This window comes from Noviherbaspirillum sp. (assembly GCF_035654295.1).
In the GTDB taxonomy this organism is placed as follows: Bacteria; Pseudomonadota; Gammaproteobacteria; order Burkholderiales; family Burkholderiaceae_D; genus Noviherbaspirillum.
Genome location: NZ_DASRXF010000006.1, coordinates 60,025 through 75,036, shown reverse-complemented (window position 1 = coordinate 75,036; position 15,012 = coordinate 60,025). Strand labels below are relative to the sequence as shown.

General features: G+C 64.0%; 12 protein-coding genes. 11 read left to right on the top strand and 1 reads right to left on the bottom strand.

Features of this window, described 5'->3' with window-relative positions:
- The 11 genes from VFF99_RS00575 to VFF99_RS00525 all read left to right on the top strand — a co-directional run.
- On the top strand, positions 1-1,164 hold a 1,164-nt coding region (locus VFF99_RS00575), incomplete at its 5' end, for a flavin monoamine oxidase family protein (protein ID WP_325014000.1).
- 26 nt (positions 1,165-1,190) lie between these two features.
- Complete coding sequence (locus VFF99_RS00570; protein WP_325013999.1) at positions 1,191-2,669, top strand: flavin monoamine oxidase family protein; 1,479 nt, start codon at positions 1,191-1,193, stop codon at positions 2,667-2,669.
- Positions 2,666-3,346: a c-type cytochrome gene (locus tag VFF99_RS00565; RefSeq protein ID WP_325013998.1), complete on the top strand. Its 681-nt coding sequence runs from the start codon at positions 2,666-2,668 to the stop codon at positions 3,344-3,346. The genes VFF99_RS00570 and VFF99_RS00565 overlap by 4 nt, the downstream gene beginning before the upstream one ends.
- Positions 3,347-3,431: 85 nt before the next feature.
- A complete protein-coding gene (locus VFF99_RS00560; protein ID WP_325013997.1) occupies positions 3,432-4,562 on the top strand; it encodes a saccharopine dehydrogenase family protein in 1,131 nt (376 codons plus the stop codon).
- A 13-nt stretch (positions 4,563-4,575) separates the two neighbouring features.
- Complete coding sequence (locus VFF99_RS00555; protein ID WP_325013996.1) at positions 4,576-6,129, top strand: class I adenylate-forming enzyme family protein; 1,554 nt, start codon at positions 4,576-4,578, stop codon at positions 6,127-6,129.
- Between the two features lie 170 nt (positions 6,130-6,299).
- Positions 6,300-7,541 (top strand): thiolase family protein, encoded by a 1,242-nt coding sequence (locus VFF99_RS00550; protein ID WP_325013995.1) that lies wholly within the window; start codon positions 6,300-6,302, stop codon positions 7,539-7,541.
- An 11-nt stretch (positions 7,542-7,552) separates the two neighbouring features.
- The gene (locus tag VFF99_RS00545; RefSeq protein WP_325013994.1) at positions 7,553-8,935 is read left to right on the top strand and encodes an FAD-dependent oxidoreductase; all 1,383 of its coding nucleotides are present in this window, start codon (positions 7,553-7,555) and stop codon (positions 8,933-8,935) included.
- Positions 8,932-9,237 (top strand): hypothetical protein, encoded by a 306-nt coding sequence (locus tag VFF99_RS00540; protein ID WP_325013993.1) that lies wholly within the window; start codon positions 8,932-8,934, stop codon positions 9,235-9,237. Before VFF99_RS00545 ends, VFF99_RS00540 begins: the two co-directional genes overlap by 4 nt.
- Positions 9,238-9,259: 22 nt before the next feature.
- On the top strand, positions 9,260-9,556 hold the full coding sequence (locus VFF99_RS00535; RefSeq protein ID WP_325013992.1) for a hypothetical protein: 297 nt from the start codon (positions 9,260-9,262) through the stop codon (positions 9,554-9,556).
- A gap of 108 nt (positions 9,557-9,664) precedes the next feature.
- Positions 9,665-10,741 (top strand): phosphotransferase family protein, encoded by a 1,077-nt coding sequence (locus VFF99_RS00530; RefSeq protein ID WP_325013991.1) that lies wholly within the window; start codon positions 9,665-9,667, stop codon positions 10,739-10,741.
- Positions 10,742-10,927: 186 nt separating this feature from the next.
- Complete coding sequence (locus tag VFF99_RS00525) at positions 10,928-13,519, top strand: bifunctional diguanylate cyclase/phosphodiesterase (RefSeq protein WP_325013990.1); 2,592 nt, start codon at positions 10,928-10,930, stop codon at positions 13,517-13,519.
- A gap of 9 nt (positions 13,520-13,528) precedes the next feature.
- Here the strand turns inward: VFF99_RS00525 and VFF99_RS00520 are convergent, their stop codons facing one another.
- Positions 13,529-14,896: a DUF1329 domain-containing protein gene (locus tag VFF99_RS00520; protein ID WP_325013989.1), complete on the bottom strand. Its 1,368-nt coding sequence runs from the start codon at positions 14,894-14,896 to the stop codon at positions 13,529-13,531.
- Between the last annotated feature and the right edge of the window lie 116 nt (positions 14,897-15,012).

Sequence of the window (15,012 nt, the reverse complement as noted above, 5' to 3'; positions counted from 1 at the left end):
GGCGGCCAGTGGATCGGGCCGGGGCAGACCGCGATCGTCGATCTTGCACGCGAACTCGGCATCGGCACATTCCCGACCTACTGGCAGGGCAAGACGACGCTGCTCGCCGGTGGCGTGCGCGCCACAGCCGAAAGTGATGGCACCTTTGGCACCGACCCGAAGCTGGCGCACGAACTGGAAGAGTTGGCAAAGCTCGTGCCCTCCGGCGCACCGTGGAAGTCGCCGCGCGCCGCCGAGTTCGACGCAATGACGCTGGGCGACTGGCTGGCGACAAAGAACATCCCGCCCGAAGACCAGATCAGCTGGACGCTCAGCACATCGCTCACGACCGGCGCACCGCCGTCAAAAATCTCGCTGCTCCACTACCTGGGGCTGATCAATTCCGCCGACTGCAATTACGAACGGCTGGAAGCGGTCAAGGGCGGCGCGCAGGAAACACGCATCTCGGGCGGTTCGCAAGTCCTGTGCATCAAGATGGCGCAGGACCTGGGCGACAAGCTGCGGCTCTCGACGCCGGTGCTGCGCATCGAGAACTGGCAGAACGGGCCGGTCGCCATCCACACACCGAAAGGCGTGGTCCGGGCGCGCAGCGTGATCGTCGCGCTCTCGCCGGCCTTGTGCCACCAGATCGCCTTCGACCCGCCGCTGCCCGAAAAGCGCCGCGAACTGCAACGGCGCTGGCCGGCGTACGCGCCCATGCGCAAGACCGCGCATGTCTACAAGAAGGCGTTCTGGCGCGACAAGGGCTTGAACGGCTGGGTCGTGCAGGCGAAAGGGCCTGTGGTGTGGGCCTATGACAACTCCCCCGAGGATGTGTCCTGCGGCGTCATCAGCGCCTTCGTGAACAACGGGATGCTGCCTTCCGACCCGAAGGCGGCCGAGGCCGAGCTCACGCGCATCTATGCCCAGGCCCTGGGCGACGAAGCGCTGCATCCGGTCGCCTACCACGACCACGACTGGGGCAAGGCCGACCGCTGGTCGCTGACCTGCACCTCGCCGATGCCGCCCGGCTTGCTTACCAAATTTGGCGACGCCTTGCATCCGCCGGTGGGACGACTGATCTGGTCGGGCACGGAAACGGCGGAGATCTGGGCGACTTCCATGGATGGCGCGGTGCGCTCCGGTCACACGGCGGCATTGCACGCATTGCGATCGCTCGGATGATGAACCCAACTTCAGAGGAAAACAGGATGGTCGACATTCATTCCAAACGCGAGGAGGCGCCGGAAACGGCCATGCTCACCCGCCGCGGCTTCCTGGGCGTGGCGGCAGCGGCGGTCACGACGGCGGCGCTTCCCTCGGCGGCGAACGCCGCAACGCAAGAACGCGATGTGCTCGACATTGCCATCATCGGCGCGGGGTTCGCCGGCCTGACCGCGGCACGCGACCTGAAGCGCGCCGGATGCGAATCCTTCGTGGTGCTGGAAGCACGCAACCGCGTCGGCGGCCGCACGCTGAACCACGACCTCGGCAACGGCTATTTCTCGGAAGCCGGCGGCCAGTGGATCGGGCCGGGCCAGACGGCGGTTGCCGACCTTGCCCGCGAGCTCGGCGTCGGCACATTTCCCCATTACTGGCAAGGCAAGATGTCGCTCCTGGCCGGCGGCGCGCGTGCCGCAGTCGAAAGCGACGGCACCTTCGGAACCGACCCGAAGCTGATGCACGAGCTCGAAGAGATGGCGAAGCTGGTGCCGTCCGGCGCGCCGTGGAAATCCCCGCGCGCGGCCGAGTTCGACGCGATGACGCTCGGCGACTGGCTGGCAAAGAAGAACATCGCCCCGGAAGACCAGATCGGATGGACGGTCGGCGCGACGCTGACGGGAGGCGCGCACCCGTCGCGGCTTTCGCTGCTTCACTGGCTCTCGATGGTCAATTCGGCCGACTGCATTTACGACCGCCTCGAAGCGGTCAAGGGCGGCGCGCAGGAGACGCGCATCTCGGGCGGTTCGCAAATGCTGTGCGTCAAGATGGCGCAAGACCTGGGCGACAAGCTGCGGCTGTCGACGCCGGTGCTGCGCATCGAGAACTGGCAGAACGGGCCGGTCGCCATCCACACGCCAAAGGGCGTGATCCGGGCACGCAGCGTGATCGTCGCGCTCTCGCCGCCGCTGTGCAACCAGATCGCCTTCGATCCGCCGCTGCCCGAAAAGCGCCGCGAAATGCAGCGCCGCTGGCCTGCCGCCGCGCCGGCGCGCAAGACGGCGCACGTCTACAAGAAAGCATTCTGGCGCGACAAGGGCTTGAACGGCTGGGTCGTGCAGGCGAAGGGGCCGGTTCTCTGGGCCTACGACAACTCGCCGGAAGACGTGTCGTTCGGCGTGATCAACGCCTTCGTCAACAACGCGATGCTGCCGTCCGACTCGAAAGCAGCCGGGGAAGAGCTGGCGCGCATCTATGCGCAGGCGCTGGGCGACGAAGCCCTGCATCCCATCGCCTTCCACGACCACGACTGGGGCAAGGCCGACCGCTGGACGCTGACCTGCGTCTCGCCGATGCCGCCCGGCTTCCTCACCAAGTACGGTGAAGCCCTGCATCCGCCCGTCGGGCGGCTGATCTGGTCGGGCACGGAAACCGCGGACATCTGGGCGGGCTACATGGATGGCGCGGTGCGTTCCGGCCACAAGGCGGCACTGCAGGCGCTGCAAGCAGTTTCAGGGAGAAAAGCATGACGAACGCAACAAAACAACGCAGCCGCGGCAAGCGGATTCTGATCATCGCAGCCTGGCTGCTGCTGGTACCGGCAGCGGCGGCCGCCATCGTCTACGGACCGGATCTCGTGAACCTGGTCCAGCTCGGCAGGGAGGTCGAACAGATTTCCAGCGAGGAGACGCGCGTCGCCGGCCCATGGCCGCGCGCAACCGACGCCTGCATCGGCTGCCACGGCGACCAGGGCAACGCGCGCGCCCAGACCTATCCGCGCCTGGCCGGACAGCCGGAGGCTTACCTGAAGAATCAGCTGCATGCATTCGCAAGCGGCGCCCGCAACGACCCGACCATGACGCCGCTGGCGCTCAGCATGACGGAGCAGGAGCGCGATGCGTTCGCAGGGCATTTCGCAAAGATGAAGGCGCAGCCCAACACGACGTTCAGCGGCGATCCGGCGCGTGTGGCCCGCGGCGAAGCGGTGGCAAAGGCGAACAACTGCACGTCCTGCCACGGACAGGCGCTGGAAGGGAAAGACGCCTACCCGCGGCTTGCGGGGCAGGGCTACGACTACCTGCGCGACCAGCTCATGCGCTTCAAGGACGGCACGCGGCGCGACGCTACCGGCGCGATGCAGGCACTCACCGCCGGACTCTCGCAACAGGACATCGACGACCTGGCGCAGTACATGGCAAGCAGATAGCAGCACCGGCGGGTATCGGGTATCGGGTACCTACCCGCCGCACATAACTTCCATAGACCCCACTTCCATTCTCAAGGAGATTATCTTGGCAAAGCATCCTGTCGTCGTTTATGGCGCAAGCGGTTACACCGGCATGTTGATCATGGACTGGCTGATCGACGAAAACATTCCGTTCACCGCAGTGGGGCGCAGCGCGAAGCGCATCAAGGAAATGATGGCGCAACGCGTGGTGCGCCTCGAATCGGCCGACTACGAGATCATCGAAGCGGAGCACAACGTCGACGCGCTGGTTAACGCCTTCCGCGGCGCCAAGGTGGTGTGCAACACCGTCGGCCCGTTCTCCGATTTCGGCCTGACGACCGTCGAAGCGACGCTCAAGGCCGGCTGTCATTATCTCGACACCACCGGCGAGCAACCCTTCATGCGCAAGGCGCGCGACGAATTCGGCGAACTGTACCGCCAGGCCGGATTGCTGATGTCGTCGTCAAACGCCTACATGTACACCTTCGCCGAAATCGCCGCCGAGCTGGCGCTCGAGACGCCCGGCGTCGATGCGCTTGAGACCGCCACGCTGACGCGCGGCCCGCGCAATGTGGCAGGCGTGAGTGTGGGCTCGGCGGCAACTATCTTCGACGGCGCCCGTCATGAAGCGGCCTACCTGTGGGAAAAGAAGCTCGTGCCGCACGCGGCGGACGCGTCGTTCACCGTTGCCGATCCTGCCTTCATGCAGCCGGTGTTCTGCCTGCCCTGGGGCGGTACCTCGCTGCCCCTGTACTTCGAACGCGATTCGCGCGTGCGCAGCTGTATTTCCTGCGTGGGCTTCTACGACAACAACGTGATGCCGGCGGTGCATGCGTTCAACAAGAAATGGGAAGCCGAGTACAAGCATCTGCCGCGCGAACAACAGGACGCGATCCTGAAGCAGGTCGTCAGCTCGACCACGCCGACGATGCCGCCGCGCGAGCGTACAACCATCCAGCGCACCGTCGACTTCGCCATCGGACGCGGCCAGCTCGCCTCGGTGCGCGCCACGGTCCACGGCATTACGCCCTACATCTCGACCGGCGCAATCCACGCCGCAGGCGTCCTCAAGCTGCTCGACGGCGAGACCGCCAAGGTCGGCTTTGCTTCCGGCTCCAAGGCCTTCGGCCACCGCTACCTGCTCGGCTATCTGGAGCAGCGCGGACTCGCACGCGCCACGGTGACGCAGCTTTAAAGGAGAGCCTGACATGGCAATCATCGATTTCTTCGACCGCGGCTGGCGCATCAACCCGTTCGGCACCGCCTATATCCAGGGCGAACGCAAATTTTCGTTCCAGGAGATAGGCGAGCTTTCCTGCCGCATCGCCAATGCCTTGACCGCCGGCGGCCTCGACAGGGATGCCAAGGGCGCGATCTGGGCGGATAACGATGTCATCGCATGGGCCTGCGCGCTGGGCTTGTGGCGCGCGCGCGGGGCCTACATACCGATCAACGGCCGCAACCCGGCCGAGGAGAACCACTACATTCTCGACGCCTTCGACTGCGACGTGCTGTTCTTCCAGCAGGCATTTGCACCGGTGGTCGAAGAGCTGCGCTCCCGGCTGCCGAAAATCAAGCTGTGGGTATGCATCGACGCCGACCTGCCTTGGGCGCCGTCGCTGTCCACATGGAGCGCGGGATGGCCATCGACCGCGCCGCTGCTCGAAGCCGCCATGGACGACGTCGTCACGCTCTCGTCCACGGGAGGAACGACCGGCAAGCCCAAGGGCGTGATGAATACGCACCGCGCTTTCCAGACCTACTACGCGCAGTTCATGATGGCCTTCCCCTATCAGGGCGCGCGTCCGGTCAACCTCGCTGCCGCCCCGATGACGCACACGGCGGGCATGCTTTCCCTGCCGTGCACCGCGCAGGGCGGGACGGTGGTCGTGCTCCCCAAGCCCGACCCTGCGGCATTGCTTGGCGCAATCGCCAGGCACAAAGTCACGGAGCTGTTCCTGCCGCCCACGGTGATCTATCGGCTGCTGGATATTCCCGGCATCGCCCAGCAGGATTTCTCGTCGCTCAAGTACTTCATCTACGGCGCCGCCCCGATGTCGGTCGAGAAACTCAAGCGCGCCATCGAGGTGTTCGGCCCGGTCATGGCCGGCGGCTACGGCCAGACGGAAGCACCGGCGTCGATCTCCTATCTGCCGCCGGCCGAGCACTTTTCCGGCGGCGAGCTGGCGTCCGATGAACGTCTCTCCTCGGTCGGGCGGCCTAATCCGCTCATCCGCGTCGAGATCATGAACGAACGCAACGAGATATTGCCCCAGGGCGAGACCGGCGAAATCTGCGTGCGCGGCGACCTCGTCATGAAGGGCTACTACAAGGCGCCCGACAAGACGGCGGAAACCATCGTCGACGGCTGGCTGCATACCGGCGACATCGGCCACCTCGACGCGGAAGGCTATCTCCACATCACCGACCGCAAGAAGGACATGATCATCAGCGGCGGCTTCAACGTCTACCCGAGCGAGATCGAGCAGGTCATCTGGGCGCATCCGGCGGTCCAGGACTGCGCGGTCATCGGCGTGCCCGACGAGCAGTGGGGCGAGGCGGTGAAGGCGGTTGTGGAACTCAATGCCGGCCAGAGCGCGAGCGCCGATGAGCTCATCGCGTTGTGCAAGCAGAAGCTCGGCTCGGTCAAGGCGCCCAAGAGCGTGGACTTCGTCCCCGCACTGCCGCGCAGCCCGGTTGGCAAGGTGCTGAAGAAGGACTTGCGCGAGCAGTACTGGCAGGGCATGGAACGCAGGATCTAAGTAAAAGAATCGCCACGGCCGCTCCCCGGAAAACCGTCATTCCCGCGAAGGCGGGAATCCAGTGTCGTCAAACGACGCATGAACGACACTGGATCCCGACTTTCGTCGGAATGACGGCGCAATGAGTGAACGGTATGAACTCCGGGCCGGCCTTTCATGAAGAAGAGACTATGGGCAACATCTATATCGCCGGCATCGCCATGACCGTGTTCGGCCGGCACCTCGAACGCAGCATCGACGATCTGGCAGGCGAGGCGCTACGCGGCGCATTACAGGATGCCGGCTGCGAAGCCGCCGACATCGGCACGGCCTTTTACGCCGGCATCACCAACGGCCAGCTGCAGGGACAGCTCTCGATCCCCGGCCAGGTCGTGTTCAGCAAGATCGGGATCGAAGGCATTCCGGTGTTCAACGTCGAGAATGCCTGCGCCTCCGGCAGCACCGCCGTGCACCTGGCGGTGCAGCAGTTGCGGGCGGGCGCATGTGACGTGGCACTGGCGCTCGGCGCGGAAAAGATGAACGTCGCCGACAAGGCGAAGTCGCTGGCGCTGTTTGAAGCAGGATGGGACGTGTCCCGCGTCGAGGAAAACTTTGCCACGCTGGCCAGGCTGGGCGAAGGCGTCGAGCCGCCGCCCGGATCGGAATCGGACCGGCCCTACAGCCGCTTCATGAAGATCTATGCCGCCATGTGCCGGTATCACATGAAGACCTTCGGCACCACGCAGCGCCAGATCGCCGCAGTGTCGGCGAAGAACCATCAGCATTCGGTGCACAACCCGCATTCGCAGTTCCGCAAGCCTTTTACCATCGAGGAGGTGCTGGCCGCGCCGCCCATCACCTATCCGATCACGCTGCCCATGTGCGCGCCGGTCACGGATGGCGCCGCTGCGGCAATTATCTGTACCGAAGAGGGCCTGCGTCGCATCGGCGCCGACCGCAAGCGGAGCATCCGGATTGCGGCAAGCGTCATCCGCAGCTTCACGCACCGGCCGCTTGACGCACCGGAAAAGAGCATCGGCCATCTCGCCGCCTTGCAGGCCTACGAGCAGGCCGGCCTCGGGCCGGATGACATGGATGTCGCCGAGGTGCACGACGCTTCCGCGATGGGAGAAATCATCCAGGCCGAGAACCTGGGCCTCGTGCCGTTCGGCCAGGGCGGACCTGCGGCCGAGCGCGGCGACTTCACGCTGGGCGGGCGCATTCCCATCAACACTTCCGGCGGCCTCGAATCCAAGGGCCATCCGCTCGGGGCGACCGGCATCGGCCAGCTCTACGAACTGGTCACGCAACTGCGCGGCGAAGCCGGTCTGCGGCAGGTGCTGGGTGCGCGCCACGCGATCCAGGAAAACGGCGGCGGCTTGCAGGGCCACGAAGAGGCGGCGCTCGCCGTCCATATCCTGAGCAAGACTTGACGGAGGCGGGGATGAGCACGGAAGGTAATGCCGCGCCGGGGCCGGCAGAGTTTCGGCCGGCCGGCGGATGGGTGGACGCGCCCGCGCTGCAGCCGCCGCTCGAAGGCGATGCCGGCGCGGATGCGATCGTCGTCGGCGCAGGCTTCGCCGGCCTGTCCACCGCGCTGGAGCTTACGGCGCGCGGAGCAAAAGTCATCGTTCTCGAACGCGAGTTCGCCGGCTTCGGCGCGAGCGGGCGCAACGCCGGCTATCTGGTGGGAGGGCAGGGGCTCGAATACGACCTCTTCCTCAAGCGCGTGGGCCGCGAGCAGGCGAAGAAAATCGTCGGCTTCTACGATGAGGGGGTCGCCTACGTGGAAGGCAAGCTCGGCGAATATGGCATCGACTGCGATTACAACGCCTCCGGCGTGATCCGCGCAGCCGTCCATCCGTCCCAGGAGCGGAAACTGCGGAAGAACATGCAGACCGGCATCGAGCTCGGTTCCCCCGCACAGTTCCTGGACCACGCCGAGATGCGCGCGCGCGGCATTCCGCCTGCCTTCCTGTTCGGCGCCTTCTACCCGAGCGGCGGCACGCTGGACCCGGGAAAGTACGTGATGGGATTGCGGCGGGCCGCACTGCAAGCCGGGGTGCAGATTTACGAAAACACGGCGCTGCTGTCGTACACCGGCGGCAAGACCGTCAAGGTGCAGACGGCGCACGGCAGCGCAAGTGCGCCGTTCCTGGTGCTCGCTACCAACGCCTATACGCCGCAGCTCGGCCTGCTTGGCAACAAGGTGGCGCCGCTGCGCGTCTCGGCGATCGAGACCGAACCGCTGTCGCCGCAGCAGCTCGCGTCCCTTGGCTGGCCCCGGCGCGAAGGGCTGGTCACGCCGCACTGGACCATGGAAAGCCATCGCCTCACGGCACGCAACACCCTGGTGGTGACAACCAAGCGGCTCAACTACGTCTATGGTTCGCGGACGCCCAACGTGCCTGACGGCGACGCCTACCGGGCGCTGGAAACGACGCTGCACGACCGCTTCCCGACCCTGCGTAGCCTCGCCATCCGCTCATGCTGGAGCGGTTACGTCAGCCTTGCCTATGACGCGCTGCCGGTAGTCGGCGAAACCGGAGACGAGCGAAACATCCTGTACAGCGCGGGATGTTCCGGCCACGGCGTCGGCACCCAGTCGCTGATGGGTCAGCTGCTTGCCGAACGGATTTGCGGCAAGGAGCATCCCCTTCTTGCCGCCTTGCGCCACAAGACGCCTCCGACGCTGCCGGAGCCGTTGCAGTGGTGCGCCGTCAAGTCCGCGCTGGGCATGGCGAACATGCTCGATGAACGCGTGAACCGCAAGGCGCGCGCCGCCGCGGAAGTCACCGGAAGCAGAAAGGAATGGGCCGGACAATGATGGGTTTGATCAAATTTTCGTGCTTGCTGCTGTACGCGATGGCGCTGGCAGGCTGGACGGGTATGTGGACCGGCCCGGCGGCAGCCACGACCCAGATCGTCGCGCTGCTGATCCTCGGCGTGCATGTGATCGAGGTTTTCATTGCGTTCAAGCTCGTTCGACGCTATCCGGGAAGCCTCGCCACAAGTGTTGTCCTGACTTTGCTGTTCGGGCTTTTGCACTTGCGGCCGCTGGAACAACAGGCGCGACGGATGGCGCGCAGCGATAAAGAGGTTGGGAGTCATGGGGTCGGCAAAGACTGAGCATGACGGGCCGGCGGAATTCATGTTGCGGCAACTGACCGAGCTGGCCATGGCAATGCGGCCGAAGCGTTCCGTCGTAAGAGTGATGCGCATACAGGCTGCACAGCCAGCCGGGCTGGCCGAGGACATCGATTTCACCCAGGTCGAACACCGGCTGCTCATGGAACTCAATACGCGCCGCAACAGCGGCGAATCTTTTGCCGCGCTGGCGGCGGACTTGAACAGGAGAGGGGTGCGCGGCCGCTACGGCGCGCGCTGGTACACCGCGAGCGTGCGCGCCTTTCTTCGCAGGAGAAGTGTCGATCGCTCCGTGTCGTAGGCAGCAGGGCTTGGGAGTCGCCGCATCGAGCCAGGCACAAGATCCATGGCCGGCGCGGCACACAGACACGGGGCGATCCGGCCTTCCCATATTTCAATTTTCACATCTATGGACAATCTCCACTTCCCATCCGCGCACGACGGCTTCGACACACGGCTGCTCGAAACCTATCTGGCATCCCGTCTCCCCGGCTTCGAGGGCAAGCTTGAAGTCAGCCGCTTCAAGGGCGGCCAATCCAACCCCACCTATCGGCTCGACACGCCGTCGCGCGCGTATGTGATGCGCACGAAGCCGGCGCCTGCCGCCAAGTTGCTGCCATCCGCGCACGCGATCGAACGGGAATTTCGCGTCATGCAAGCCTTGCACGGCACGGATGTCCCGGTTCCGGAAGTACACCTGCTCTGCGAAGACGAATCCATCATCGGGCGCGCCTTCTACATCATGGAACTCGTGCAGGGACGGATTTTCTGGGATCAATCGCTGCCGGAATTGACGCGCAGCGCGCGCGTCTCGGTGTACGACGAAATGAACCGCGTGATCGCTGCCCTTCACAAGCTGAAGCCTGCCGATATCGGACTGGACGACTTTGGCAAGCCGGGGAATTACTTCGAGCGCCAGATCGCGCGCTGGACGAAACAATACCGGGCGTCCGCCACCAAGCCGGCCGAGCCGATCGAGGCAATGGACCGGTTGATCGACTGGCTGCCGCAAAACATTCCACCGACCGCGCGCGACGAATCCCGCACGGCCCTCGTCCACGGCGACTTCCGTCTCGACAACCTGGTCTTCAATCAAGAGGGGACGCGCGCCATCGGCGTACTCGACTGGGAACTCTCGACGCTCGGCCACCCGCTGGCAGACCTGAGCTATCACTGCCTGGGATGGCACGTGAAAGCCGGCCCGTTCGAAGGCATTGCCGGCCTGGACCATGCGACGCTCGGCATTCCCGACGAACGCCAGTACATCATGCGCTACTGCATCAGGACCGGCCGGCTGGGTGAACTGGACGCCATCCTCGCCGACTGGAATTTCTACCTGGCCTACAACCTGTTCCGCCTCGCCGGCATCCTGCAAGGGATCGCACAGCGCGCCTCCCTCGGCATTGCCTCGAATGAAAAGGCCAAGGCGACGGGCGCCTACGCCCGGCCGTTCGCCGAGCTCGCCTGGGAGCTCGCGTCCGGCTGAACTTGGCAAAAAGAAATGAGTGCCACGTTGTGGCTTCGCTCTAGAATGGTATGTAAGTATTCCCGACCAGCCGCATGATCCAGTGAAAGCGGGACGGCACGTATGCCCAGCAGATGGAGAGATCTCCTTCTTATCCTCCTTTGGCCTGCATTGTTCGCAGCAGGCGGAGGGCTGGCGTGGGCATACGTGTCAAGCAACCTGGACGAAGAGCGGCGCGCGATCGAGGAGCGGACCTTGCGCGACGCCGGCACGCTTGCCCGCCACTACGCCGCGCTGACGACGCGGTTTCTCAAGAACATCGACCAGCTTGCCTTGCATGTTCAGCTCGAATACGAGTTGACCGCACACGGCCTGGACCTGGCGACCCTGGACCAGCGCGGCTTGTTCACGGACGAACCCTTGATCAACGTGACCATTGTCGACAAGAACGGCAATCCGGTCAGCAGCACGCATCCGCATGATCCCCGGGTTTCCCTGGCGCAGGATCCCAGTTTCCTTCCGCACAAGCAGGACCTGCCGGACACGCTCCACATCAGCGGCCCGCGCGTCAGCCCCCTGTTTCAATTTCCGACGATCGACTTCTCCCGTAACCTGCGTGACCGGCAAGGGCAGTTTGCGGGGATCGTGCTCGTCAGCGTCAGTCCCTCTTACTTCACTGACAGCTATGACGTCACCACCCTTGCCCAGAACGGTCTGCTTGCGCTGACGGATGAGCGCCACCGCCTGCTTGCCGCGCGCAGCGACAGTGCCGAATCCCGTGCCGGCAGTCCGGCGATAAGCATTTCAAATGCGCTGACCGGAAGCAGCGGGGTGGCATTAATTCCTGCCGCCAGGTTCAATGACGGGAAAGAGCGGTATGTCGGCTGGGAGCGGATCGGCGATTACGGATTGATCTCCATTGCCGGCCTGGAAAAGCAGGAAGCGATGGCGCCCTACCTGCGCAGCAGGGAAACCATCCTGCGCTACATGACATGGGGCACCGGGGCACTTTTTCTTGTCGCGCTGCTCGCCGCCTACATGGCCTGGCGCCTGCGGCTGCGCAAAACGCAAGTCGAGGAAGTGCGCTCGACCTACCGCCTGGCAACGGAGCGCAGCAACGAAGGTTTCTACATGCTGCGGCCGAAATGGCAACGTGACGGCAGCATCGCCGACTTCAGCTTCGTCGATTGCAACCGGCGCGGCGCCGAACTGTATGGCATGTCCTATGACCAATTGCTCGGCAAGGACCTCTCCGCCTTGCTCCCGGAAACGATACTCCCGGCCGAGATTGAAAAATTGCAGCACGCGCTCTCTGAGGGGTATCTCGAAGAAGAGCTGCAAGTCGCGGAAGACATGCCTGTGCGCTGCGAATGGCTCTACCGGCGCATCGTCCGCTCCGGCTCCGGCCTGGCTGTCACCGTCAGCGATATCACCGAACGCAAGGCGCACGTCCGGGAACTGGAACGCAAGGGGTATGAAGACGCCCTGACCGGGCTGCGCAACAGGCACTGGCTGTCGGACACCCTGCCGGAGACGATCAGGCAGGCGCAAGCGGAAGGCTTCGACGTCGCGCTGATGTTTGTCGACCTGGATCGCTTCAAGCGCGTCAACGATGCGATGGGCCACAGCATCGGCGATGAGTTGCTGCGCCGATGCGCGGAAAGGCTGGTCGAGACCGTCCGCCCCGACGACAAGGTGGTGCGCCTGGGCGGCGACGAATTTCTCGTGCTGCTGACACGTGTGGAGGGCAAGGAAGGAACGCAACGTGTGGCCGAACGCGTCGCGGCCGCCCTGGGCGACCGGTTCCGCCTGGCTGCAGGCGTGGTGGACATCAGCGCATCGATCGGCATCAGCCTGCTCCCGCATGACGGCGCCGATGCCGAAACCCTGCTGAACAAGGCGGACATCGCGATGTACTCGGCCAAGACCAGCGGCCGCCGGCAATGGCGCTTCTACGACCCGCGCTTCGACGAAGAAATCAAGAGCCGCCTGCGCCGTGAAAAGGAACTGGTCAGGGCGATCGAGCAGGATGAGTTCGTCGTCTACTACCAGCCGCGCATGGAGGTGCACAGCCGGCGCGTCTGCAGCATGGAAGCGCTGGTGCGCTGGCAGCACCCGACCAGCGGAGTCATCTCTCCCAACGAATTCATCCCCCTCGCGGAAGAAACCGGGCAGATCATCGAGCTGGGGCAGCTGGTCATCGGAAAGGTTTTCGCGCAAATGGCGCAGTGGGCGGCACAGGGAGATGAGCTGGTGCCCGTCTCCATCAATGTCTCGGCCAGGCAGTTCAATGAAACGGATATCAAGGCGATCCTCGCCGACGCGTTCAGAAGGCACCCGGTGGCGCCGGAGCTGATCGAAGTGGAACTGACGGAATCGTCGATGACCGGCGACGTGGCCGATATCAGACGCACGATCGCATCGATCCAGCAGATGGGCGTGAAGGTGCTGGTCGACGATTTCGGCACCGGCTACTCCTCGCTCGCGCAGTTGCAGAAACTCGACATGGATGTGCTGAAGGTCGATCGGGCGTTCACGCTGGAGATCGAACACGGGAATGAAGGCCGGATATTTTTCTCGGCCATCATCACCATGGCGCATGCGCTCGGCATGCGGGTCGTGGCGGAGGGTGTGGAAAATGCGGCGCAGCTGGATATCCTGAACGACCTGGACTGCGACGAGATCCAAGGCTACTTCGTCTCGCATCCGCTGGCCGCCAGCGCGCTGCAGGATTTCTTGCAGCGCATGCGAAGCCCGCATATGCCGGTAGCGCCGGTAGCGGTCCGGGTCAAGCAGTAAGTTCCCTGTTCAGTAGCCTGTCCGCCGCCGCAAGGCCGACTCGGTGAATTCATCGGAGCGCATCCATGGCGCCTTCGCCTCGACGTGAAACTTCAGATCGCTCTCATCGGTCACGTAGCCGTCGAGCAGATAGCGATTCTGCACGAAGTCGTACAGGATCATGGAATACTGGGACGTGCAAGCCTTGATTTCCCAGATCGGCACGACGGCCGCTTCCTTGTATCGGACCAGCTTGCCGTCAGCATCGTAATCCTCGCCGGCCGCCGCCACCCAGCTGTCCTCGTCCAGGTAGAGAATCTTGCGCGGCGTGGAGTGGCGCATCCCTGGGCGCAGGTTACCCTCGATGACCCATACGCGATGCAATTCATAGCGGCGTCCGCTCGCAAGGACATAATCCCGTCCGAATATGCTGTTCCCGTCCGCATCCTTGTCGGTGAAGTTGAACACGTTATACGGAATGAGCAGTTCGCGCTTTCCCTTCAGTTTCCATTCGAAGCGGTCGGGATTGCCGCTGAAAATGCCGATCGAATCGTTGGGGTATGTCCGTTCAAACCCGATCAAGGGTGCATCATAGTTGTAGGACGGCATCCGGCGGACCCGCCGCTGCCCGGGATGGAAATAGAACGAGTCCGGCGGTCTGTCGAAGTAGAATCGCTGCACGATCGCCTGTCCGTTCAAGGACGGCGGGTACTTCGAAAAGATCTGCAGTCCTTGCTTCAAATCCCCGGCTTGCATCCTGTGCTCCCCGGGCGCGGCCCACGGATAGTAGACGCGGGTGTCGCCGTTGAAGATCAGCGGTTCCCCGCCTGCGTTGTACGAAGAAAGATAGACGCGGTTATTCAGCCATTCGATCCCCGCCCCCTGGTAAAGCAAGAGGTAATTCCAGAGTGCTTCGATCCCGCTGCGGGGTTGGGGAAAGGGAATGCTCGGCAATACCGCATTTTCGATGGACCAGCCGTTGGCGGCGATGCGCGCCGCGCCCTTGTGGCGCATCGTATTGGATGCGACGAACTCCGGCACGCGGCAACTGCGATGCGACGGGTACACCGGCATGGTGTAACCCGGCTTGCTGCGCAACAGGGCGATCGCACCTGCGGGCAAAAGATGCGCATAGCGGTCGATATTCTTTTGATCAATGACGTAGATCGGTTTTTCGCTCGCATACGGAGCAAAGCGGACTCTGCTTTTTCCTTCGCTCCAGCCCGGCAAGGGGTCACCCGTCTCCGGCTTCCAAGGGGGAATGCTGCCGTCGGCATTGCCTGCGGCTTCTGCGCCGGTCACGGTAAGTTGCGGCTGCGCCGCAAGCAACAAAAGCGGGCAAAGCAGGCTCATGCCGGCAATGAGGATGTGCCGCGCAAGTCCGGACGGCAAGCTCATGGGTTTTCTCTTCCAATTAATGGCGGCGGGCAATTCGGTTAGTGCACCGCAGCCCTTCTTGAAGCCGTAGGCTGGGATGCAATCCCAGCATAGCCCAAGCATTCGATGATTGCTGG